23 protein-coding genes, 1 pseudogene and 1 riboswitch are annotated in these 22,264 nt (G+C 70.1%); of the genes and pseudogenes, 13 read left to right on the top strand and 11 right to left on the bottom strand.

Going from position 1 to position 22,264, the window contains the following annotated elements:
• Window positions 1–31: 31 nt before the first annotated feature.
• Window positions 32–442: pseudogene (locus ABGB14_RS46105) on the bottom strand (GNAT family N-acetyltransferase); the annotation flags it as partial.
• Between the two features lie 76 nt (window positions 443–518).
• Between ABGB14_RS46105 and ABGB14_RS46100 the strand changes: the two are divergent.
• Complete coding sequence (locus tag ABGB14_RS46100; RefSeq protein WP_347650227.1) at window positions 519–968, top strand: hypothetical protein; 450 nt, start codon at window positions 519–521, stop codon at window positions 966–968.
• Between the two features lie 7 nt (window positions 969–975).
• Here the strand turns inward: ABGB14_RS46100 and ABGB14_RS46095 are convergent, their stop codons facing one another.
• The 3 genes from ABGB14_RS46095 to ABGB14_RS46085 all read right to left on the bottom strand — a co-directional run bounded on the left by ABGB14_RS46095 (window position 976) and on the right by ABGB14_RS46085 (window position 2,631).
• Window positions 976–1,359 (bottom strand): VOC family protein, encoded by a 384-nt coding sequence (locus ABGB14_RS46095; RefSeq protein ID WP_347650226.1) that lies wholly within the window; start codon window positions 1,357–1,359, stop codon window positions 976–978.
• Between the two features lie 31 nt (window positions 1,360–1,390).
• A complete protein-coding gene (locus ABGB14_RS46090; RefSeq protein WP_347650225.1) occupies window positions 1,391–1,705 on the bottom strand; it encodes a multidrug efflux SMR transporter in 315 nt (104 codons plus the stop codon).
• Between the two features lie 32 nt (window positions 1,706–1,737).
• Window positions 1,738–1,796: riboswitch (guanidine-III (ykkC-III) riboswitch) on the bottom strand.
• A 25-nt stretch (window positions 1,797–1,821) separates the two neighbouring features.
• Window positions 1,822–2,631, bottom strand: a complete 810-nt coding sequence (locus ABGB14_RS46085) for a class I SAM-dependent methyltransferase (protein ID WP_347650224.1) — start codon at window positions 2,629–2,631, stop codon at window positions 1,822–1,824.
• A gap of 101 nt (window positions 2,632–2,732) precedes the next feature.
• Between ABGB14_RS46085 and ABGB14_RS46080 the strand changes: the two genes are divergently transcribed.
• The 3 genes from ABGB14_RS46080 (at window position 2,733) to ABGB14_RS46070 (ending at window position 5,872) form a co-directional block, all read left to right on the top strand.
• Entirely contained in the window at window positions 2,733–4,538 is a 1,806-nt protein-coding gene (locus tag ABGB14_RS46080; protein ID WP_347650223.1) for an acyl-CoA dehydrogenase, read from the top strand.
• Between the two features lie 99 nt (window positions 4,539–4,637).
• Window positions 4,638–5,576 carry an MBL fold metallo-hydrolase gene (locus ABGB14_RS46075; RefSeq protein ID WP_347650222.1) on the top strand — a complete coding sequence of 313 codons (939 nt, stop codon included), beginning with the start codon at window positions 4,638–4,640 and terminating at the stop codon, window positions 5,574–5,576.
• A 71-nt stretch (window positions 5,577–5,647) separates the two neighbouring features.
• On the top strand, window positions 5,648–5,872 hold the full coding sequence (locus ABGB14_RS46070) for a hypothetical protein (RefSeq protein WP_132508392.1): 225 nt from the start codon (window positions 5,648–5,650) through the stop codon (window positions 5,870–5,872).
• Here the strand turns inward: ABGB14_RS46070 and ABGB14_RS46065 are convergent.
• The 4 genes from ABGB14_RS46065 to pdhA form a co-directional block, all read right to left on the bottom strand.
• Window positions 5,869–6,162 carry a Dabb family protein gene (locus tag ABGB14_RS46065; RefSeq protein ID WP_347650221.1) on the bottom strand — a complete coding sequence of 98 codons (294 nt, stop codon included), beginning with the start codon at window positions 6,160–6,162 and terminating at the stop codon, window positions 5,869–5,871. The two genes, ABGB14_RS46070 and ABGB14_RS46065, sit on opposite strands and share 4 nt — an antisense overlap.
• A gap of 112 nt (window positions 6,163–6,274) precedes the next feature.
• On the bottom strand, window positions 6,275–7,666 hold the full coding sequence (locus ABGB14_RS46060) for a dihydrolipoamide acetyltransferase family protein (protein WP_347650220.1): 1,392 nt from the start codon (window positions 7,664–7,666) through the stop codon (window positions 6,275–6,277).
• An 11-nt stretch (window positions 7,667–7,677) separates the two neighbouring features.
• Window positions 7,678–8,658 carry an alpha-ketoacid dehydrogenase subunit beta gene (locus tag ABGB14_RS46055; protein ID WP_347650219.1) on the bottom strand — a complete coding sequence of 327 codons (981 nt, stop codon included), beginning with the start codon at window positions 8,656–8,658 and terminating at the stop codon, window positions 7,678–7,680.
• On the bottom strand, window positions 8,655–9,746 hold the full coding sequence (pdhA, locus tag ABGB14_RS46050; RefSeq protein WP_347650218.1) for a pyruvate dehydrogenase (acetyl-transferring) E1 component subunit alpha: 1,092 nt from the start codon (window positions 9,744–9,746) through the stop codon (window positions 8,655–8,657). Before pdhA ends, ABGB14_RS46055 begins: the two co-directional genes overlap by 4 nt.
• 293 nt (window positions 9,747–10,039) lie before the next feature.
• Here pdhA and purS point away from each other — a divergent pair, with 293 nt between their 5' ends.
• The 8 genes from purS (at window position 10,040) to ABGB14_RS46010 (ending at window position 17,485) form a co-directional block, all read left to right on the top strand.
• Entirely contained in the window at window positions 10,040–10,285 is a 246-nt protein-coding gene (gene purS / locus ABGB14_RS46045) for a phosphoribosylformylglycinamidine synthase subunit PurS (RefSeq protein ID WP_347650217.1), read from the top strand.
• Window positions 10,286–10,506: 221 nt separating this feature from the next.
• Window positions 10,507–10,893, top strand: a complete 387-nt coding sequence (locus tag ABGB14_RS46040; RefSeq protein ID WP_347650233.1) for an ATP-binding protein — start codon at window positions 10,507–10,509, stop codon at window positions 10,891–10,893.
• Window positions 10,894–11,033: 140 nt separating this feature from the next.
• The gene (purQ, locus tag ABGB14_RS46035) at window positions 11,034–11,717 is read left to right on the top strand and encodes a phosphoribosylformylglycinamidine synthase subunit PurQ (protein ID WP_347650216.1); all 684 of its coding nucleotides are present in this window, start codon (window positions 11,034–11,036) and stop codon (window positions 11,715–11,717) included.
• Between the two features lie 55 nt (window positions 11,718–11,772).
• Window positions 11,773–14,028 carry a phosphoribosylformylglycinamidine synthase subunit PurL gene (gene purL / locus ABGB14_RS46030; RefSeq protein WP_347650215.1) on the top strand — a complete coding sequence of 752 codons (2,256 nt, stop codon included), beginning with the start codon at window positions 11,773–11,775 and terminating at the stop codon, window positions 14,026–14,028.
• A 96-nt stretch (window positions 14,029–14,124) separates the two neighbouring features.
• Window positions 14,125–16,149, top strand: a complete 2,025-nt coding sequence (locus ABGB14_RS46025; protein ID WP_347650214.1) for an adenylate/guanylate cyclase domain-containing protein — start codon at window positions 14,125–14,127, stop codon at window positions 16,147–16,149.
• A gap of 33 nt (window positions 16,150–16,182) precedes the next feature.
• Window positions 16,183–16,845, top strand: coding sequence for a Crp/Fnr family transcriptional regulator (locus ABGB14_RS46020; protein ID WP_347650213.1), 663 nt, complete (start codon window positions 16,183–16,185; stop codon window positions 16,843–16,845).
• Window positions 16,846–16,943: 98 nt separating this feature from the next.
• A complete protein-coding gene (locus ABGB14_RS46015) occupies window positions 16,944–17,168 on the top strand; it encodes a hypothetical protein (protein WP_347650212.1) in 225 nt (74 codons plus the stop codon).
• Entirely contained in the window at window positions 17,165–17,485 is a 321-nt protein-coding gene (locus ABGB14_RS46010; protein WP_347650211.1) for a type II toxin-antitoxin system PemK/MazF family toxin, read from the top strand. Before ABGB14_RS46015 ends, ABGB14_RS46010 begins: the two co-directional genes overlap by 4 nt.
• Here ABGB14_RS46010 and ABGB14_RS46005 read toward each other — a convergent pair.
• The gene (locus ABGB14_RS46005; RefSeq protein WP_347650210.1) at window positions 17,478–18,227 is read right to left on the bottom strand and encodes a methylenetetrahydrofolate reductase; all 750 of its coding nucleotides are present in this window, start codon (window positions 18,225–18,227) and stop codon (window positions 17,478–17,480) included. The genes ABGB14_RS46010 and ABGB14_RS46005 overlap by 8 nt on opposite strands.
• Before the next feature lie 11 nt (window positions 18,228–18,238).
• On the bottom strand, window positions 18,239–18,889 hold the full coding sequence (locus tag ABGB14_RS46000) for a TetR/AcrR family transcriptional regulator C-terminal domain-containing protein (protein WP_347650209.1): 651 nt from the start codon (window positions 18,887–18,889) through the stop codon (window positions 18,239–18,241).
• A 70-nt stretch (window positions 18,890–18,959) separates the two neighbouring features.
• On the opposite strand from ABGB14_RS46000, the gene ABGB14_RS45995 reads away from it, so the two are divergent.
• Window positions 18,960–20,390 carry a DHA2 family efflux MFS transporter permease subunit gene (locus ABGB14_RS45995; RefSeq protein WP_347650208.1) on the top strand — a complete coding sequence of 477 codons (1,431 nt, stop codon included), beginning with the start codon at window positions 18,960–18,962 and terminating at the stop codon, window positions 20,388–20,390.
• Here ABGB14_RS45995 and ABGB14_RS45990 read toward each other — a convergent pair.
• Window positions 20,351–22,231, bottom strand: a complete 1,881-nt coding sequence (locus ABGB14_RS45990; protein ID WP_347650207.1) for an ABC transporter ATP-binding protein — start codon at window positions 22,229–22,231, stop codon at window positions 20,351–20,353. The two genes, ABGB14_RS45995 and ABGB14_RS45990, sit on opposite strands and share 40 nt — an antisense overlap.
• Between the last annotated feature and the right edge of the window lie 33 nt (window positions 22,232–22,264).

Below are 22,264 nucleotides of genomic sequence, written 5' to 3'. Positions count from 1 at the left end.
TGGACGGCAGCGCCATGACCCTGCCGCTCGGGGTGAAGCCCTTGCGGGCGTAGAGGGCGCGGGCGGTGTGGTTCTGGTCGACCGCCCAGAGGCCGATCTCCTCCGCGCCGGCGCTCCTGGCCCACTCCACGGCCGTGTCGACCAGCCGGGAGCCCACGCCCTCGCCTCTGGCCTCGGGTGCGACCCACATGGACAGCAGGTGCGCCCCGCCGTCCTCCAGCAGCACGCACACCAGGCCCACGTCGGCGCCGCCGCTCTCGGCCACCCACCACCGCGAACCTGACTCGCTCAGGCGTTCGTCCCATTTCCCTGGTGGAAAGGCGACCTCGCGCCCGTACGACGACCCGAAAGCGTCCGGGGTGTCCTGGAGGGCGCGCAACCGGACCGACCGCAGCCGATCCGCTTCGCCGGGGCCAAGATGCGTTATCACGACTTTCTGCATGTCCGCATGATGTCAGGGACAGGTCAGGGTCCGCCCCCGATGCCCCCAGGGTGACCGGAAAGGCAGCATGGGGGGCATGAACGAAATCAGTCGACGCGACGAGGTATCGCTGTCCGGCGCCGCGCTGCGTGGCGCTCCTTGGAAGGCCGCCGCCATCAGCGGTGGCGTCGTCTCGGCGACCAGCTACGGGTTCGGCCTGCTCACGGGCGGCGGCGACCTGGTGTGGGCGCTGGGCCTGGGCATCAGCCTGTTCGCGCTGGTCGCCGCGATCGGCGCGGTGTCGAAGCCGGACGACGGCGACCGGGTGACCCGGCAGGCTCGCGTGTGGTCGCTGCGCCACCCGTGGAAGTTCGCGCTGGTGCCCGCCGGCATCACGGCCGTGCTGGACTATCCCGTGCAGCTCGTGCTCGACGGAGAGGGCGTGTTCGGCTCGGCCGTCGACGCCCTGTGGCACGGCGCGCTGGTCTATCTGATCACCGCCATCGTGACGCTCACCCTGCAGGGCAGGGCCCGCTCGGCCCGGTGACCCCGGCTCAGCCCTGGGCCTCGCGCTCCTCCTGGCTGCGGCAGACACAGAACTCGTTGCCCTCGGGGTCGAGCATCATCACCCAGCCGGTGCCGTCAGGGCGGCGCAGGTCGTCGGCGATGGTCGCGCCCATGCCGACCAGCCGCTCGACCTCCTCGTTACGGGTCCTGCCATCCATGCCGTTGACGTCGAGGTGCACGCGGTTCTTGACGGTCTTGCTTTCCGGAACCTTCTGGAAGAGCACGAACGGGTCCTGCTTGGTGCGGAGCATGACCTCGTCGTCACCGGGCTGGTCGCCCTCGCCCAGCGGCAGCCCGGTGGCCCTGCTCCACCAGCCGGCGATCTCGTACGGGTTGTGGCTGTCGATGGTGACAGCGTGGATTTCGATCACCAGGCCACCCAACCCGGCACCACCGAAGACGTCAAGCCAGTGTTCGCAACCCGATGACGCCCGCCAGGATCAGCGCGATGCACGCGATGCGGGGCAGCGACACCTCATCCCCCATGGCGATCATGCCGAGGATCGCGGTGCCGGCCGCGCCGACCCCGGTCCAGACGGCGTACGCGGTGCCGACCTCCAGGGACTTGAGCGCGTACGAGAGCAGGCCGAAGCTCAGCACGGCCGTGCCCAGGAACGACAGGGTCCACCACAGATGGGTGAACCCGTTGCTGAGTTTGAGCGAGAGGGCCATGGCGATCTCGAAGAGGCCGGCCAGCACGAGAAGGATCCACGCCATGATCACGAACTCCTTGTGAACGAGACTGTGCGGATGCGTCGTCTTGTCGTGCCGGGTACGGCGCGTCTCGTCCGGGAGCCGTCAGCTCGCCATGGACAACGTGCGGCCTGTGCCTCTCATTCCCACCAGACCGTGGTCCACCGGTCTCTGGGCATCGGCCACATGCCGAGCTCCAGCACCGTCGCCGCCACCTCGTCCGCCATGGACGGGTCGAGGCAGATCCGGCGGCAGGCGCTGGCGGCCAGCTCGTCCAGCGACGTGAAACGTTCCAGGGGCGCCTCACGCTCCTCCACCCTGACGGGGTAGCCGAGCGCCGCGGCCAGCGCCACGCAGTCTTCCGCGACGGGCCGCACCGGCCGGTCGACCCCGTGGAAGTGTTGCCACAGCGGCGTCAGCCAGCTCATGGGGTGGCGGTGCGGGAGCTCCAGCACCACCCGCCCCTGCGTGCGGCGGGCGAGTGCCCGCAGGAAACCAGCCAGGTCGGGAACGTTGTAGACGACGTGCGCGGCGATGGCCACGTCGGCCACGGGCACGTCGTCGGCCACGTCGGGCCAGCGGCCCGCGACCGTGGTGACCGGCACCCCGAGCTTGTCGGCCCGGGCCGCCAGATCCTCCAGCATGGGCGCCGAGGTGTCGACCGCGTAGAGGTGGCCGATGTGCTCGCGCAGCGGCAGGGACGCGGCGCCGGAGCCGGCGCCCACGTCGAGCAGCGTGCCCTTGCCTGAACCCCTGCCTGACAGTGCCTCGGCGAGCCGGGTCACGGTCGGCCCGTCATCGGGCTCGGCCAGCGCCCGGTCGGTGCGGGTGGCGAACCGTTCGGGCGAGTGGCCCCATGGATCAACGGGAGCCTTGGCCATGATCGCTTCGGGGATGGCCCAGGATTCCAGTCGCTCTCGCCATCGGGCGGCGAGTCTTTCGGCGTCCATGGAGAGAGCATGCCATGCATGACAGGGGTTACCCGTGGGTAGCATTTCAGAGTAAGGTTACTGGCCAGTACACCAAACTCGGTTCAAGGAGAGCGACACCCATGGGCCACTACAAGAGCAACGTGCGCGACCTGGAGTTCAACCTTTTCGAGGTGCTCGGCAGGCGCGAGATCCTCGGCACGGGGCCCTTTGCGGAAGTGGACGAGGAGGTCGCCCGCAGCATTCTCGACGAGGTCGGCAGGCTGGCCACCGGCGTCCTGGCCGACTCCTTCGAGGAGGGCGACAGGCACCCGCCCGTGTTCGACGCGGCCACCGGCTCCGTACGCGTCCCCGACGGCTTCAAGAAGTCGTACAAGGCGCTGGTCGACGGTGGGTGGACGCACCTCGACCTGCCCACCGAGCTGGGCGGCCCCGGCATCCCCCGGAGCCTCGCCTGGGCCACGGCCGAGATGGTGCTCGGCGCCAACCCGGCCCTCTACATGTACGCGGCCGGCCCCAACTTCGCCTACACCCTGTGGAAGGTGGGCAACGAGCAGCAGAAGCGCTTCGCCGAGCTGGCCATCGAGCGCAACTGGGGCGCCACCATGGTGCTCACCGAGCCCGACGCCGGCTCCGACGTGGGCGCCGGGCGGGCGAAGGCGATCGAGCAGCCCGACGGCACCTGGCACATCGAGGGTGTCAAGCGCTTCATCACCAGCGCCGAGCACGACATGACCGAGAACATCTTCCACCTCGTGCTGGCCCGCCCCGAGGGCCACGGCCCCGGCACCAAGGGACTGTCGATGTTCCTGGTGCCGAAGTTCCACGTCGACCTCGGGACCGGCGAGGTCGGCGAGCGCAACGGCGTCTACGTCACCAACGTCGAGAAGAAGATGGGCCTGAAGGTCTCCACGACCTGCGAGCTGACCTTCGGCGACAAGCACCCGGCGGTCGGCTGGCTGGTGGGCGACGTGCACGAGGGCATCAAGCAGATGTTCATGGTGATCGAGCACGCCCGCATGATGGTCGGCACCAAGGCCATCGCCACGCTGTCCACCGGCTACCTGAACGCCCTGGAGTACGCCAGGGCCAGGATCCAGGGCGCGGACATGACGAAGATGTCCGACAAGACCGCTCCACGGGTGACCATCACCCACCACCCCGACGTCCGCCGCGAGCTCATGCTGCAGAAGGCGTACGCGGAGGGCATGCGCGCCCTGGTGCTCTACACCGCCACCTTCCAGGACGCCCTCCTCATCGACCCCGAGGACCGGCACGCCCAGGCCATGAACGACCTGCTGCTGCCCATCGTCAAGGGGGTCGGCTCCGAGCGGTCGTACGAGCTGCTCTCCCGCTCGCTGCAGACCCTGGGCGGCTCCGGTTACCTGCAGGACTACCCGATCGAGCAGTACATCCGCGACGCCAAGATCGACTCCCTGTACGAGGGCACGACCGCGATCCAGGGCCTCGACCTGTTCTTCAGGAAGATCCTGCGCAACCAGGGCACCGCGATCGGCGCGCTGCTCGACGAGATCAACGCGTTCGCCGGCTCCGAGGCGGGCAACGGCCGGCTCAAGGAGGAGCGCAAGCTGCTGGCCGAGGCCGCCGCCGAGGTCAAGGCCATGGGCGACACCATGGCCGGCTGGGCGCTGTCCTCGATGGAGTCGCCGCAGGAGGTGTACAAGGTCGGGCTCAACACCACCAGGCTGCTGCTCGCGCTGGGCGACCTGGTGATCGGCTGGCTGCTGCTGCGGCAGGCCGAGGTGGCCCTGGCCAAGCTGGCCGACGGCGACGACCCGTTCTACCTCGGCAAGGTCGGCGCAGCCTCCTTCTTCGCCACGACCGTGCTGCCGCGCCTGGCCGCCGAGCGGCGCGTGCTCGCCGCGACCGGCCAGGAACTCATGGAGCTGCCGGAAGAGGCCTTCTAGGCCGGGGGACTCCAGGTCGGGGACGCCCGCTCGCGCGCCGGGCGGGTGTCCTGCTGCCCAAGCCGCCAGGCGGCCACGGCGGCGGGTACCTTCGCGAGCATGAGTTCCGCTTCCCACGATCATCCCCTGCCGCCCGCCCGCGTCGAAGAGGTGTCGGACGGCGTCTACGCCTACGTGCAGCCCGACGGAAGCTGGTGGATCAACAACACCGGTTTCCTGGCCGGGCGGCGCGGCGTCATCTGCGTCGACGCCTGCTCGACCGAGCGCCGGACGCGGGCGTTCAAGGAGGCCATCGGCCGCGTAAGCGACCGGCCGATCACCACTTTGATCAACACCCACCACCACGGCGACCACACGTTCGGCAACTGGTTGTTCCCCGAGGCGACGATCGTCGCCCACGAGGGCGTGCGCGAACAGATCATCGCCGACGGGGTCCCCGCCTACCGCTCCGCCTGGTCGCCGACGGTGGAGTGGGGCGCGATGGAGGTGACGCCGCCGTTCCTCACCTTCACCGACCGCGTCACCGTGCACTCCGACGACCTGAGATGCGAGGTCAGGCACGTCGGGCACGCGGCCCACACGACCAACGACTCGTACGTGTGGATCCCCGAGCGGCGGCTGCTGTTCTCCGGCGACCTCGTCTTCAACGGCGGCACGCCGTTCGTGCTGATGGGCTCGGTCGCCGGGGCGCTGGAGGCTCTCACCCAGCTCAGGCAGCTCGGCGCGGCGACCATCGTGCCTGGCCACGGGGAGATCTGCGGGCCCGAGGCCTACGACCAGGCCGAGGGCTATCTGCGGTTCGTGCAGGAGACCGCCAGACGGGGCAGGGAGGCCGGGCTGTCGCCGCTCGACGCGGCCAGGGAGACCGATCTGGGCGAGTGGGCCGGGCTGCTCGACGCCGAGCGCATCGTGGGCAACCTGCACCGCGCCTACGCCGAGCTCGACGGGCAGCCGCCCGGCGCCCCGATCGACCTGGCCACCGCCATACTCGACATGATCACCTACAACGGCGGCCGGCCGCTGTCGTGCCTGGCCTGAGAAGTCGCGGGTGTGATCGCGTTTACTCGGGTATGACCGGTGCTGTACACGCTCTTTTCCTGGAGGTCGTCATGGGTGTCGGGGTCAGCATCTTCTTCCTCACGCTCGGCGCCATCCTGAAGTTCGCCATCGAGCCCGATGTGTTCGGACAGAGCGTCCACATGGACATCATCGGCATCATCTTCATGATCGTCGGCGGAGTGGGGGTGGTCCTGAGCATCGTGCTGGCCCCTCGGCGGGGCCAGACGTCCGACCACCGGCTGATGCACCGGGAGAACAACCCTCCCGAGATCTAGAGCTTCAGCTGCACGGCGGCGCGGCTCGCGAGGATCGGCCTGATGCGCTCGGCGACCACCGCCTGGTGCTGGGGATGGTCGCGATAGACCAGGTAGTCGTCGACGCTGTCGAAGTCGGCCACCACCGCATAGTCGTGGTTGCCCTGGTTGATGCCGGCGTCGCCGCCGACGCTGAAGGAGCGCAGCTGCGGGATGACGCCGGGCAGTTTGCCCAGCTCGGCCGTCACGGCGGCCCGCTGATCGTCGGTGGCGTCGTCTTTCCAGGTGAACAACACGATGTGGCGAATCATGGGGCCAATGTATTTCATCGGGACGCCGGCGCCTCTGAGGTGATCGGGTGCGGGCGTCCCCGCCACGGCGATCGCCGGGAGAGGGGTCCTCCCGGCGATCGCCGTACCCGGGTCAGCTCCAGGCGAGCATGCGGAGCGGGTCCTCCAGCATGGCTCCCACGTCGCGCAGGAACAGCGAGCCCAGCTCGCCGTCCACGATCCGGTGGTCGAACGAGAGTGCCAGCGTCGTCACCTTGCGCACCGCCAGCTCGCCGTCGACCACCCACGGCATGTCCCTGACCTGGCCGAAAGCGAGGATGGCGGCCTCGCCGGGGTTCAGGATCGGGGTGCCGGCGTCGACGCCGAACACGCCGACGTTGGTGATCGTGATGGTGCCGCCCGCCATCTCGGCCGGTTGCGTGCGGCCCGCTCTGGCCGTCTCCGTGAGCCCGCCCAGTTGCGCGGCGAGCTCGGGCAGGGACAGCGCGTCGGCGCCCTTGACGTTGGGCACCACCAGGCCGCGCGGGGTCGCGGCGGCTATGCCCAGGTTCACGTAGTGCTTGACCACGATCTCCTGCGCCGCCTCGTCCCAGGACGAGTTGATCAGCGGGTGCCGTCCGGCCGCCGTGATCACGGCCTTGGCCACCAGGAGGAGCGGGGAGACCTTGACCTCCGCGAACTCGGGGAGGTCACGCAGGCGCCGGACGGCCTCCATCGTCCGCGTCACGTCCACCTGGAGGAACTCGGTGACGTGCGGGGCGGTGAAGGCGCTGGCGACCATCGCCTGGGCGGTCATCCTGCGCACGCCCTTGATCGGGACGCGCTCCTCGCGCTCGCGTCGCGGCTGGGGCGCCGCCGCCACGGGTGCCGCCTGGGCGGCCGCGCGCACGTCTTCCCGGGTGATCGAGCCCTGCGGGCCCGTGCCGGCGACGCTCGCCAGGTTCACGCCCAGGTCCTTGGCGAGCTTGCGTACGGGCGGCTTGGCCAGGGCCCGCGGCCCCGCGGGCGCCTGTGCGGCGGGCGCGGGCGCGGCGGCGACCGGTGGGGGCGGTCCGTCCACCCCCACGCGGTCCGGGTTGGCGACCGGGGCGGCCGCGCTCGGTGGTTGCTTGCGCGGGCGGCGTTTGGTGGCGCCCGTCTTGACGCCGTAGCCCACCAGGACCGCCTGGCGTTCCTCCTTGGGCGCCGGGCTGCCGTGCGCCCCGGGCTCGACGGCGCCCTCGGCCGGCGGCTTCGGGACCATGTCGTCGGCCAGCGCCCTGGCCTGGCCACCGTCGTCGCCGTCTCCTCCGGTGTCCACGGCGATGATGGGGAGGCCCACCTCGACCGTCGTGCCCTCGTCGGCCATCAGGGCGGCCACCACGCCGTCCCACGGGATCGGCAGCTCGACGATCGACTTCGCCGTCTCGATCTCGACGACGATCTGGTTGACCTTGACGTCGTCGCCCGCCTTGACGTGCCAGCGGACGATCTCCGCCTCCGTCAGACCCTCTCCGACGTCAGGGAGCTTGAACTCGCGTCGCATGGACAACCCCCTCAGTACCCGAAGGTCCGGTCGACGGCGTCGAGCACCCGGTCCAGGTCGGGCAGGTAGTGCTCCTCCAGCTTCGACGGCGGGTAGGGGGTGGAGAAGCCGCCGGCCCGCAACACGGGCGACTCCAGGTGGTAGAAGCACTGTTCGGTGATCCTGGCGGCGAGCTCGGCGCCGAACCCGTTGTTGACGGGGGCCTCGTGCACGACCACGACGCGCCCCGTCCTGCGGGCGGACTCCAGGACCAGCGGCTCGTCCAGCGGGTTGAGCGAGCGCAGGTCGATCACCTCCAGCGAGCGCCCGTCGTCCTCGGCCGCCGTGGCGGCCTCCAGGCACGTCTTGACCATGGGCCCGTAGGCCAGCAGCGTGGCGTCGGTGCCCGGCCGCACCACCTTGGCCGCGTGCAGCGGCGGCCACCATTCGGCGGAGTCGGTGTCGATGTCGGCCTTCTCCCAGTAGCGGCGCTTGGGCTCGAAGAAGATCACCGGATCGTCACTGCGGATGGCCTGCTGGATCATGGTGTACGCGTCGGCCGGGTTGGAGCAGGCCACGACCCGCAGGCCGGCCGTGTGGGTGAAGTACGCCTCCGGCGACTCGCTGTGGTGCTCGACCGCCCCGATGCCGCCGCCGCAGGGGATGCGTACGACGACCGGCAGCTTGATCGCGCCCAGCGAGCGCATCGGCATCTTGGCGAGCTGCGTGATGATCTGGTCGGCCGCGGGGAAGACGAACCCGTCGAACTGGATCTCGCACACCGGCCGGTAGCCGCGCAGCGCCAGCCCGATCGCGGTGCCGATGATGCCCGACTCGGCCAGCGGCGTGTCGATGACGCGGTCCTCGCCGAAGTCCTTCTGCAGGCCGTCGGTGACGCGGAAGACGCCACCCAGCTTGCCGACGTCCTCGCCCATGATGAGGACCTTGGGGTCGTCCTCCATGGCCTTGCGCATGCCTTCGTTGAGCGCCTTGGACAGGCTCATGATCGTCATTTGGCGAACCCCTCCAGGTACGCGGCGAACTGGGCGCGCTCCTGGTCCATCAGGGCGTGGGACTCGCTGTAGACGTGGTCGAAGATGGCGAGCGGTTCGGGATCGGGCATGGCCAGGCAGCGCCTGCGCAGATCGGCGCCGAGCTGGGCGGCCTCCCCGTCGACGGCGTCGAAGAACGCCTGGTCGGCGTGCTCGTTCTTGAAGAGGTAGGCCTTGACCCGCTCGATCGGGTCCTTGAGCTTCCACGCCTCCAGCTCGCTGGCCACGCGGTAGCGCGTGGGGTCGTCGGTGGTGGTGTGGGCGCCCATGCGGTACGTGAAGGCCTCGATGAGCGTCGGGCCCTGCCCCGTACGGGCGGCTTCGAGGGCCTTCCTGGTCACCGCGAGGCAGGCGAACACGTCGTTGCCGTCGACCCTGATGCCGGGGAAGCCGAAGCCCGAGGCGCGGCGGTAGAGGGGGATGCGGCTCTGCTTCTCCAGCGGCTCGGAGATCGCCCACTGGTTGTTCTGGCAGAAGAACACGATCGGCGCGTTGAACACGCTGGCCCAGATGAACGACTCGTTCACGTCGCCCTGGGAGGTGGCGCCGTCGCCGAAGTAGGCGATGGTGGCCGCGTTGGCGTCGTCGCGCTGGATGCCCATGGCGTAACCGACGGCGTGCAGCGTCTGGCTGCCGATCACGATCGTGTACAGGTGGAAGTTGTGCTCCTTGGGGTCCCACCCGCCGTGGTTGACGCCTCTGAACAGGCCGAGCAGCTTCACCGGGTCGACGTCGCGGCACCACGCCACACCGTGCTCCCGGTAGGTGGGGAACGCCATGTCCACGTCGGTCAGCGCGCGGCCCGACCCGATCTGGGCCGCCTCCTGGCCCAGCAGCGAGGCCCAGATGCCGAGCTCGCCCTGGCGTTGCAGCGCCACGGCCTCCAGGTCGATGCGGCGAACGAGCACCAGGTCGCGGTAGAGCGACCGGGTCTCCGCGGGGGTCAGGTCGATGTCGTAGTCGGGGTGCTCGACCCGCTCCCCTTCGGGGGTGAGCAACTGGACGAGCTCCGGCGGCGCCTCAGCACCACGTGAGGCTTCGGTTGTCACGAGACCTCCTTCGCCGGTGACGCGGCACATGTGCTGTGCTCACTGACGACCTCGACAAGCTCGGTCATGGCCACTCCTGTGCGTCAGGGCCGGGTGTCGATGGGGTTGCCACCTCAGGCCGGCCTCCTTGGCGAAGAACCATATGGTGATGGTTCGTACGCTTTGGGGCCATGGTGGCAGACGTCACAGCCCTGCGCGCAAGCCCCATGTCCTCCCCGTTCCCGTTGTGTCGGCGGCCACACGCGCCGGTAGGCTGTGCTTCCCATCCACCCACCGCTCCCAGGAGGAACGCAGTGGCCCGCGTCATCGTGGACGTCATGTTGAAGCCCGAGATCCTCGATCCGCAGGGCCAGGCGATCGCCAGGGCGCTGCCCAGGCTCGGCTTCTCCGGCGTCGGGGCCGTGCGCCAGGGCAAGCGTTTCGAACTGGAGCTCGAGGGCCCGGCAGACGATGCGGCGCTGGCCGAGGTGCGCAAGATGGCCGAGACCCTTCTGGCCAACACGGTGATCGAGGACTACACCGTCCGGGTTGAGGAGTAGAACGCACATTTGATCCCCCGATTTACCCCTGGTCGGTTAAAGCGGGGTTCTGACGTGCCACAATGCCACGCGCAAGCCAACAGTAAATAACAACAACGTGATTTTGCGGTTAGCCCCGATTTCACAGGGAAACCTACTCCAGGTGACATTCTGGCGCCCGGAGGAGTCCGGTGGATATTGAGTTCTCGTTGGCGCTGCCTCGGGATGCGATCGGCATACCGATGGTCAGGCGAGTGCTAGGCGATGCCCTGCGCTCACTCAACGTGAGTGAGACCTGCATCGCCGACATGTTGCTCGCCGTCTCCGAGGCGTGCTCCAACGCGGTGCGGCACGGAGGACCCGCCAACCGCTACGAAGTGACGGCGTCGATCGGCTCCGGCCACTGCGACGTACGCGTCGCCGACAGCGGCGCGGGCGTGCCGTCGATGCCCGCGCACTTCCCCCCTCCCGACACCGAGAACGGCCGGGGTCTGCTGATCATGCGCTCCGTCGTCGACGAGATCTCCTTCGGCACCGAGCCCGGCCGGGGCACCACGGTCCACCTGCGCAAGACGCTCGCTTGGGACGACGGCGCGCAGGCCCGTCCCCGCGCGCTCGCAGCCGTCTGACCTGCGCCCCCGCATCGCGCACGAGCCGATGCGGACCATGCTCGAGCACCCGATAACCTGGGTTACACCGCCGCAGACCGCCGTCCGCCCCGAAGAGACGGTGGCGCGTGCGCGCGCATTCCTCGGAGGGGACGACTGTCATGAGCGCTGCCCGTGTGGGCGTAGTCACGTTTCCAGGAACTCTCGACGACCAGGACGCCGCCAGAGCCGTGCACCTCGTGGGCGCGCAGGCGGTTCCGCTGTGGCACGCCGACCACGACCTGAAGGGGGTCGACGCCGTGTTCCTGCCCGGCGGCTTCTCCTACGGCGACTACCTGCGCTGCGGCGCCATCTCGCGGTTCGCGCCGATCATGGACGAGCTCGTCCCGGCCGCGGGGGCGGGCCTGCCGGTGATCGGCACGTGCAACGGGTTCCAGATCCTGTGCGAGGCGCACCTGCTGCCCGGCGCGCTGACCCGCAACGCGTCGCTCCACTACGTCTGCCGTGACCAGCGGGTCCGCATCGAGCAGACCGCGACCGCCTGGACCAACGCCTTCGACCGGGGCCAGGAGATCGTGCTGCCGGTCAAGCACGGCGAGGGCCGCTACGTCGCCTCCGCCGAGACGCTGGCCGCGCTCGAGGCGGGCGGCCACGTGGTCGTGCGCTACGCCGGCGGCAACCCCAACGGCTCGCTCAACGACATCGCGGGCATCCGCAACGAGGCGGGCAACGTGGTCGGGCTCATGCCGCACCCCGAGCACGCGGTCGAGGACCTGGTCGGCGCGCCGGGCACCGACGGCCTCGGCTTCTTCACCTCCATCCTCAAGAACCTGGTGGACGCATGAGCGAGTGGAACGAGCGGCTTATGAACACGGTCCTTCGACCGGCGCAGGAGGGCGAATGATCGACAGTGTGCGGCGGGCCGCCAAGACCCCCGACGAGCCGATGCCCTTCGCCGAGCTGGGGATGAAGCCCGACGAGTACGCCCGGGTCAAGGACATCCTCGGCCGCCGTCCCACCGGCTCCGAGCTGGCCATCTACAGCGTCATGTGGTCGGAACACTGCTCCTACAAGTCGTCCAAGGTGCATCTCAAGCAGTTCGCCACCAAGGCGCCCAAGTCCGAGGCGCTGCTCGTGGGCATGGGCGAGAACGCCGGCGTGGTCGACATCGGCGACGGCTGGGCGGCCACGTTCAAGATCGAGTCGCACAACCACCCGTCCTACGTCGAGCCGCACCAGGGCGCGGCCACCGGCGTCGGCGGCATCGTGCGCGACATCATGTCGATGGGCGCGCGGCCGATCGCCGTCATGGACGCGCTGCGCTTCGGCGGCGCCGACGCCGTCGACACGCGCCGGGTGCTGCCCGGCGTGGTCGAGGGCATCAGCCACTACGGCAACTGCCTGGGCCTGCCCAACATCGGCGGCGAGGTCGTCTTCGACCCCTGCTACATCGGCAACCCGCTGGTCAACGCCCTGTGCGTGGGCCTGCTGCGCAAGGACCAGATCAAGCTGGCCACCGCGCCGGGCCCCGGCAACAAGGTCGTGCTGTTCGGCGCGTCCACGGGCCCCGACGGCATCGGCGGCGCCTCCGTGCTGGCCTCGGCGACCTTCGAGGACGAGTCGCACGCCAAGCGTCCCGCCGTCCAGGTCGGCGACCCGTTCATGGAGAAGCTGCTCATCGAGTGCTGCCTGGAGCTCTACGCCGCCGACGTGGTCGTCGGCATCCAGGACCTCGGCGCGGCCGGCGTCTCGTGCGCCACGACCGAGCTGGCCGCCAAGGGCACCGGCGGCATGCACGTCGACCTCACCCGCGTCCCGCTCCGCGACCCCTCGCTCAGGCCCGAGGAGATCCTCATGAGCGAGTCGCAGGAGCGCATGATGGCCGTGGTCGAGCCGCGCGACATCCCGGCGTTCATGGCGATCTGCGAGAAGTGGGACGTCCCCGCCACCGTCATCGGCGAGGTCACAGACACCGGCCGCCTGGTCATGACGTGGGAGGACGAGATCATCGTCGACATCCCGCCGGGCACGGCCGCCGACGAGGGTCCCGTCTACGAACGCCCCTACCACGAGCCGGCCGGCCAGGCCGCGCTCAACGCCGACACCCCCGACCGGCTGGAGCGGCCCACCGACCTGCGCGAGACGCTGCTCAAGCTGCTCGGCTCGCCCAACCTGGCCTCCAAGGAGTGGGTGACCTCCCAGTACGACCGCTACGTCCGCTCCAACACCGTGCTGGCCCAGCCGGCCGACGCGGGCATGTTGCGGATCTCGGAGACCATGGCCGGCGTCGAGCACGAGCCGACCACCCGCGGCATCGCGCTGGCCACCGACGGCAACGGGCGTTACGCCAAGCTCGACCCCTACGCGGGGGCGCAGCTCGCGCTAGCGGAGGCCTACAGGAACGTCGCCGTGACCGGCGCCCGGCCGCTGGCCGTCACCAACTGCCTCAACTTCGGCTCCCCCGAGGACCCCGAGGTCATGTGGCAGTTCGCCGAGGCCACGCGCGGACTGGCCGACGCGTGCCGGGCGCTCGGCGTGCCGGTGACCGGCGGCAACGTCTCCTTCTACAACCAGACGGGCTCGACGGCCATCCACCCCACGCCGGTCGTGGGCGTGCTCGGCGTCATCGACGACGTCGCCAGGCGGGTGCCGACCGGATTCACCGCTGAAGGGCTGCGGGTCGTCCTGCTCGGCGACACGCGCGAGGAGTTCGGCGGCTCCGAGTGGGCCCACGTCGCCCACCGCCACCTGGGCGGGCTGCCGCCGCAGGCCGTCCTGGAGGCGGAGCGGGCGCTGGCCACGGTGCTGGTCGAGAGCGCCCGCAGAGGGCTGCTGGCCGGCTCGCACGACCTGTCCGACGGCGGGCTGGCCGTGGCGCTGGCCGAGTCATGCCTGGCGCGGGGCGTCGGCGCCTCCGTGGCGCTGAGCGGCGAGCCGTTCACCGACCTGTTCAGCGAGTCGGCCTCGCGGGCGCTCGTCGCCGTGCGGCCGGAAACCTACGACGAGTTCGCGTCGTTGTGCGGGCGCCACGAGGTGCCCTGCTACGGGCTCGGCATGACCGGCGGCGACACGCTGGTCGTCGAGGGCGCGTTCGAGATCCCCGTGGCCGAGCTGCGGGAGACGCACGAGGCGGCGCTCCCCGCGCTGTTCGGCTGACGATCCGCCGGAGGGCCGGCAGGGGATTTCCGACCGGCCCTTCCAGCGCGTAAAACGACGCATTGGCGACGAGGATCTCGCGTGGATAATCGGTCTGTGCCCACCCCTGGTCCGACCTCCTACCTGCCTCCCGCGACCCAGCCCGTGCGGGGCGTGGTGTGGGGCATCCACCTCGTCCTGCCGCTGCTCGGCCTCTGGCTGTTGCTGAGCCAGCCGCACATCAACATCTCCTGGCAGCACAACGCCAGCCACTTCTGGATGATCATCCTGGTGGCCGGGGTCAACGTCGTGCTCGGCGTCATGGTCAGCGAGGCCTCACGGCGCCGCAACGACGCCCGGCTGTTCCTCGTCTCCATGGTCTTCCTGAGCAGCGCGGGCTTCTTCTTCCTGCACGGCCTGGCCACCCCGAAGATCATCCTGCCGACCGGCTCGCTGGGGTTCGACCTGGGCCAGCAGGTGGGCCTGTCGATCGCGGCGGTGTTCGCGTTCGGCTCGGCCCTGCCGTTGGGCGAGGCGGCGGCCAGGTCCGTGCTCGGCGCCCAGCACTTCATCCGCGGCGCGCTCGTCGGCATCATGGTGCTCTGGGGCGTCACGTCACTGGTCCCCGGGCTGACGCCGCTCAGCGAGCCGCCCATGGTCACGCCGATCGACTGGCTGATCTGGGCGTCCATCCCCGGCCTGCTGCTCTACGGCGCGGCGAGCGTGCTGATGTTCCGGCTGCACCGGCGGCGTCCCTCGGCGATGCTGATCAGCCTGATCACGGCGTACGCGCTGCTGGCCGAGAGCATGATCGCCGGGATGTCGCAGCTCAACTGGCATCTGTCCTGGTGGGAGTGGCACCTGCTGCTCACGTTCGCCTTCGTGTTCGTGGCCTACAGCGCCTACCTGCAGTTCCGGCGGGAGGGGTCGAGCGCCGGGCTGTTCGACTCGGTGGCGCTGTCCGCGACCGTCCGCCGCATCCAGCAGGACTACGACAAGGCGCTCGAAGAGCTGGTCGAGCACGTACGCCGCGGCGAGCCGCTGGCCGCGACCCGGCTGTCGGGCAAGTTTCGGCTCAACGAGGGCCAGGCGGCGGTGCTCGACCGGGCCGGCGAGGCGCTGGCCAACGAGCGCGCGCTGTCGGAGCGGCTGGCCGCCCTGGTGTCGGTGAGCGCCCAGACCCGGGTCGGCCTGCCCGAGCAGGAGCTGCTGGCCTCGTCGCTGGAGCGGGTGCGGCAGGCGTACGGCGACGTCAAGATCGGGCTGGTCGCCGACGGCACCACCCAGATCGGCTCGCGCGACTACCGGTTCGACGGCGACACCCCGATCCGCCGCGACCACCTGCTCGCCTTCCCCCTGACCGTCAAGGGCAGGCTCGCCGGCGTGCTGGAGGTGCCCATCGGCCGCACCAGCCAGGACGAGGCGCTGGCCGCCACGCTGGCCGGGCAGCTGTCCATCTCCCTGGAGAACGCCCGCCTCTACCAGGAACTGCACACCCTGTTCCACCAGTACATGTCGCCCGACGTGGCCCACGCCCTGCTCGCCGACCCCGGTCAGGCGGCGCTCGGCGGCGAGCTGAAGGAGCTGAGCGCGCTCTTCGCCGACCTCAAGGGCTTCACGACGTTCTCCGAGAAGGTGACGCCCGGCGAGATCGTCGAGATGCTCAACCGCTACCACACGGCGGCCGTCCCCTGCGTTCTCAACAACGGCGGCACCATCGTGCAGTTCGTCGGCGACGCGCTGCTCGCCCTGTTCAACGCGCCCGCGCTGCAGGCCGATCACGCCAGGGCCGCCTGCCGGGCCGCGCTCGACATGCAGCGCGCAGCCGCCGAGGTGGCCGAGGAGATGGCGTGGAAGCGGGTCGACGACGTCGCATGGCCGACCTTCCGCGTGGGCGTCAACACCGGCCCAGCCCTGGTCGGCAACATCGGCAGCCCCGAACTGCGCGGCTTCAACGCGATGGGCGACTGCGTGAACGTGGCCGCCAGGCTCCAGGGGGTCGCCGAGCCCGGCACGGTCGTCATCGGCGAGACGACGCTCAAGCAGCTGGGCCGCGACGCGACGGTACGGCCCCTGGGGCGGCTCAACCTCAAGGGCAAGGAGGAACCCGTCGCGGCGTACGTTCTCACCGATCTGCCGTAGAGGGGCGGCACCCCGTACCGACATAATCGGGCCATGAAAGCAGAGCCCGGCGAGTTCCTGTCCCTGCTCACCGACGAGGAGGCGGCGGCGCTGCGCGCGGCGGGCCGGCTGCGCCGCTGGGACCGCGGCACGACCGTCATCACCGAGGGCGACACATCCGACTGGGTGCTTGTGCTGCTGGAGGGCCGGGTGAAGGTCTCCTCGCACACGAGCGGCGGCAACGAGGTGGTGCTCGCCGTACGCGGCCCCGGCGGGCTGATCGGCGAGCAGTCGGCCATCGACGGCTCGCCCCGCTCGGCCACGGTCACCACGCTGGAGCCGGTCACCGGCGTCGTCGTCCGCGACTTCGTCTCCTTCCTCGAGTCCCACGGGCGCGTCGCGGTGCTGCTCATGAAGCTCGTCAGCGAGCGCCTGCGCGACTCCGACAGGAAGCGCATCGAGTACGGCGCCTTCGACACCACGGGCAGGGTGGCGACGCGGCTGCTGGAGCTGGCCGAACGCTACGGCGAGCAGACCACCACCGGCGTACGCGTGGCGCTGCCCCTGTCGCAGGACGAGCTCGCGGGGTGGACGGGCTCCTCCCGCGAGGCGGTCAGCAAGGCGCTGCGCACGCTGCGCGACCGGGGCCTGATCGAGACGGGGCGGCGGCGCGTGGTCATCCACGACGTCGAAGGGCTGCGCCAGCGTGCCCGTTAGCCCCGGCGACAGGTCAGCCGTACGTCGTACGTGCTCAACGGGAATGGTCGCGGCACCTTCAGCCCGCCGTGTATTACAAATCGTATTACGCTGAGTTCATGGGAACTCTTAACGTTCGCACTGATGAGGCGATGGAGACGGCACTCCGCGCACTGGCCGGAGAGACCAGAAGCCGATCCGAAGCCGTTCGTTACGCCATACTCCACACCTACAAGGAGATGCTGCTGGAGCAGGCGGCCGCGGATGCGGATCGGCTGCGAAACGATCCGGACGACCAGGCCGAGATGCTGGCGATCCAGCGTTTCATAGGTGTAGCCGAGTGATATTCCGGGGCGCGATCCATGAGATCAAAGCGCTCCCCGGAGCACGGGATCATGAGCAGCAAGGCCGCCGCTACGCCGTGATCATCCAGTCGGACAGCTTCACCACCAGCACGATCACCGTCGCGCCGACCTCGACAAGCGCCGGGCCGGCGATCTACCGGCCCGAGATCGAGTTCAAGGGGACGAAATCGCGTGTGCTGACGGACCAGATCTATTCCGTGCCGCCGTCGAGGCTGGGCGACTTCAAGGGCGGGCTCGAAGCGCATGAGGTCGCGGAGCTTGATCGCGCTCTCATACTGAGACTAGGTCTCATCTGAGGGCGGGGGCGAGCAGGCGTTCGACGTCGCGGTAGCGGGAGACGGGGATGAGGTGCACGCCGTCGAAGGCGCCGGAGTCACGCAGGGCCAGCACCTGCTCGCAGGCCGCCTCCACGCCCGCCTGGCGGTCGGCGGCCACCTGCTCCACCAGGGCCTCGGGCAGCGCGATGTCGGGGATCGCGGCGGCCAGGCCGCTAGCGTGATTGGCGCTGGCCAGCACCATGACGCCCGCGTAGACCGGCGCGTCCACCGGGTGCGCCTCGCGCCAGCGCAGCTGCGCCTCCACCGAGAAGGAGACCTGGAGGAAGAGGAAGTCGGCCGCGCGTTTCCAGGCCGGCAGCGGGCGCAGCCCCGCGGCGGCGCCCAGGCGGGAGCCGGGCGAGAACTCCCTGGCCTCGGCGATCATCGAGCGCACCGTGAGATCGCTCGTACGGTTGCCGCTCGCCGGCTTGTCACCGTAGACGAACAGGAACTGCTCCACGCCGTACGCGGCCGCCGTCAGCAGGTCACGGCGGAAGCCGAGCAGGTTGCGGTCGCGCGAGTTGAGGCAGGCGATGCCGCGCCCGCCCATCGCCTCGACCTCGTGCGCCACCGCGACGCTCGACACGGTCGCGCGGCCGATGTGGTTGTCGGGGATGAGGAAGGCGTGGGCGAGCTTGCTCATGGTGCCGATCTGGTGCCTGACGTGCTTCAGATCGGGCTTGGTCGGGGGTTCGATCTCGCAGATCAGCTCGAAGGCCATGAATCACGACTCTAACGCCGGGCCGCCAGCGCTTCTATGCCGCTGAGCACCAGGTCGACGCCGAACGTGTCGTACAGGTGCGGGTCTTTCCGCTCGACCAGGGGGGCGGCCATCTCCACCAGGTGCGGGTAGCTCTCGACGGGCAGTGACTGCAGGTCGAGCCGCTTGCGCTTGACCCGCTGCGCCTCGTCCGCACCGGAGGCCTGCTGGTTGACCGGAGCATCGGCGATGGCGATGGCGCTGTTCAGCAGGTACTGCGTGATCAGGCAGCTCTCCTCCACGCTGAACCCGGCCGCGCGGGTCAGCCTGAGCGCCTGGTCCCAGACGGCCAGGAAGCTGGGCACCGTGACGGCGTCGATGTGCTCGATCACGTGCTTGGCGCAGGGGTGTGTGCGCAGGGTGTGGATCAGGCCCTCGGTCAGGTCGCGCAGTTGCTCCTGCCACGGGCGCTCGTCGGCCGGTTTGGGCGCGAAGCCGCCGATCAGGTGGTCGGCCATGCCGATGATCAGCTGCTCCTTGTTCTTGTAGTGCCAGTAGAGAGCCATCGGGGTGACGCCCAGGTCGGAGGCGAGCCGCCGGATCGTGACGGCTTCGAGCCCTTCGGCGTCGCCGATCTCCAGGGCCCGCTCCGCGATCGCCGGCGCGGTCAGTTTTCTTGTCACGGTTGACAACTATACGACGTACATGCTCTAACTATACGGCGTACAAGTACGATGTATAGGAGGAAATGTCGTGCGATGGTGGGCGCTTGGCGCGCTGACTCTGGGGACGTTCATGACGTACCTGGACAACAACGTGGGGAACGTCGCCCTGCCGACGATCCAGCGGGAGCTCGGGTTGTCGATCTCCGACCTGGAGTGGATCGTGAGCTCGTACATCCTGCTCTTCGCGGGGCTCATGCTGGCCGGCGGCCGACTCGCCGACGTGTACGGCGCCCGCCGCGTCTTCCTGGGCGGCCTGACGATCTTCACGTTCTCCTCGCTGGCCGCCGGCCTGGCGACCACGGGTGCGACGCTCATCGCCGCGCGAGCCGTCCAGGGCGTCGGCGCGGCGCTGCTCACGCCCACGGCGCTGGCGCTGATCGGCCAGATCTTCCCCGACCCCGGCGAACGCGGCCGGGCGGTGGGCATCTGGAGCTCCGCGGGGGCGCTCTCCATGGCGTTCGGCCCGTTCGCCGGCGGCTTCATCAGCGAACACCTGCACTGGGGCTGGATTTATCTGGTCAACGTCCCGCTCGGGCTGGCGGCCTTCGGCCTCGCGCTCTGGGCGGTCAGGCCCGCCTTCACGCGGGTACGCCGCAGCCTCGACCTGCCCGGCCTGGCCACCTCCGCCGTCGCCCTGGCCGCCCTGACGTACGCGCTCATCGAAGGGGAGGCGGCCGGCTGGACCTCGCCCCCGATTTTGGCCGCGTTCGGCGTGTCGGCAGTGGCGGGCGCGGCGTTCCTGCTGGCCGAGTCGCGGGCCGCCGAGCCGATGGTGGCGATGGCGTTGTTCCGCTCGCGGGTGTTCAGCGGCGGGCTCCTCACCAGCGGGATCTGGTCGTTCGGCGTGTTCGGGATCTACTTCTTCAGCGCGCTGTGGCTGCAGAACGTGCTGGGCTTCTCCCCCACCGAGGCCGGCGCCGCGTTCGTGCCGATGGCGCTCGTCATGGCCGTGGTCGCGATGGCGTCGCAGCGCATCAGCGGCCGGCTCGGCCTCGGGCGCACGGTCGGGCTCGGGATGGCGCTCATGGGCGTGGCGATCTTCCTGATCTCCCGCGTCGGCGCCGGCGGCGGCTACATGGACGTCCTCCCCTGGTTCCTGCTGTACGGCCTGGGCGGCGGCATGCTGGTGCCCCTGACCGCCGCGGTGCTCGACGGGATGCCCAAGGACAGGTCGGGCGTGGCCTCGGGCATGCTCAACGTGTCACGTGAGGTGTTCGGGCTGCTCGGCATCACGGTGCTGGGCGCGATCCTGAGCGCCAGGCAGGCCGCAAGCGACCGGGCGCCGCTGCTCGCCTTCCTCGACGGCTACCGGTTCACCCTCGTCGTCGCGGCGGTCGCGATGCTGGCGGGCATCCCGGTCGCGCTCCACTCGCTGCGCAAGCACGCCCCCCGGCACGAGCCCGCCGAACCCGCCGGGCCTCAGGCCACCGCCTCGGCCACCGCGGGCTCCGCGAACTGAGTGCGGTACAGCTCCTCGTAGCGGCCCGCGGACTCCAGCAGTTCGGCGTGCGTGCCGCGCTCGACCACCCGGCCGTCCTCGATCACCAGGATGACGTCGGCGGCGCGGATCGTGGACAGCCGGTGAGCGATCACCACGGCCGTACGGCCTTCCAGCGCCTCGCCGAGCGCCGCCTGAACGGCCGCCTCCGACGTGGAGTCGAGCGCGGCCGTGGCCTCGTCCAGGATCACCACCCGGGGCTTGGCCAGCAGCAGCCGGGCGATCGTCAGGCGCTGCCGCTCGCCGCCCGACAGCCGGTAACCGCGCTCGCCCACCACCGTGTCGAGCCCGTCGGGCAACGACTCGATCAGCGCGGCCAGCCGGGCCCTGGTGAGCGCGTCCCACAGGTCGTCCTCGCTCGCCTCCGGCGCGGCCAGGAGCAGGTTGGCCCTGATCGTGTCGTGGAACAGGTGGCCGTCCTGGGTGACCATGCCGAGCGTGTCGCGGATCGAGTCGGCGGTCAGGTCGCGCACGTCGACGCCGCCGAGCCGGACGGCGCCCGCGTCGACGTCGTACAACCTGGGCAGGAGCTGCGCGATCGTGGACTTGCCCGCGCCGGACGAGCCGACCAGCGCCACCATCTGGCCGGGCTCGGCCCGGAACGAGACACCGTGCAGCACCTCGACGCCGCCGCGCGTGTCCAGCGTGGCGACCTCCTCCAGCGAGGCGAGCGAGACCTTGTCCGCCGACGGGTAGGCGAAGCGCACGTCGTCGAACTCGACCGACACGGGGCCCTCGGGCACCTCGCGGGCGTCGGGCTTCTCCTGGATGAGCGGCTTGAGGTCGAGCACCTCGAAGACGCGCTCGAAGCTGACGACCGCGCTCATGACGTCCACGCGGGCGCTGGCCAGCGCGGTCAGCGGGGCGTACAGGCGGGTGAGCAGCATGGCCATCGACACCACCGCGCCGGGGGCGAGCTGGCCGCGCAGCGCGTGGAAGCCGCCGAGCCCGTACACGAGGGCCAGGGCGAGCGCCGACACCAGCGTCAGCGCGGTCACGAAGACCGTCTGCGTCATGGCGGTGCGTACGCCGATGTCGCGCACCCTGCGGGCCCGGGAGCCGAACTCCGCGGACTCGTGCGCGGGGCGGCCGAACAGCTTGACCAGGGTCGCGCCGGGCGCGGAGAACCGCTCGGTCATCTGGTTGCCCATGGCGGCGTTGTGGTCGGCGGCCTCGCGCCGCAGCCGGGCGATCCGGGTGCCCATGCGCCGCGCGGGCACGATGAACACGGGCAGGAGCAGCAGCGCGAGCAGCGTGATCTGCCAGGAGATGGCGACCATCGCGACGAGGGTCAGCGCGAGCGTCACGATGTTGCCCGCCACGCTGGACAGGGTGTCGGTGAACGCCCGCTGCGCGCCGATGACGTCGTTGTTGAGCCGGCTGACCAGCGCCCCCGTACGGGTCCTGGTGAAGAACGCGATCGGCATGCGCTGCACGTGGTCGAAGACGGCCGTGCGCAGGTCGAGGATCAGGCTCTCCCCCAGTCCCGCGGAGAGCCACCGGTTGAGCAGCCCGATCCCGGCCTCCGCGACGGCCAGGCCCGCGATCATCAGCGCCACCACGACCACCACGCTCAGCGGCTCGGCGTTGAAGATCGCGTCAATGACCCGTCCCGCCAGCAGCGGCGAGCCCACCGCCAGGCCCGCCATCACCACGCTGAGCAGCAGGAACAGCGTGATCCTCCGCCGGTGCGGGCGGGCGAAGGCGGCGATACGCCGGAGCGTCGCCCTGGAGACAGAGCGACGCTCCTGACGGTTGTTCATCGAATACAGCTGGTGCCACGCGGTCATTTCCATGCTCATGGCATGGAGATTAGAGCCTCAGGTTAACTTGAG

It is taken from the genome of Nonomuraea sp. B10E15, assembly GCF_039871615.1.
GTDB lineage: Bacteria > Actinomycetota > Actinomycetes > Streptosporangiales > Streptosporangiaceae > Nonomuraea.
Note: the sequence above shows the minus strand (reverse complement) of the source record. Positions and strands in the feature narration are given on the sequence as shown.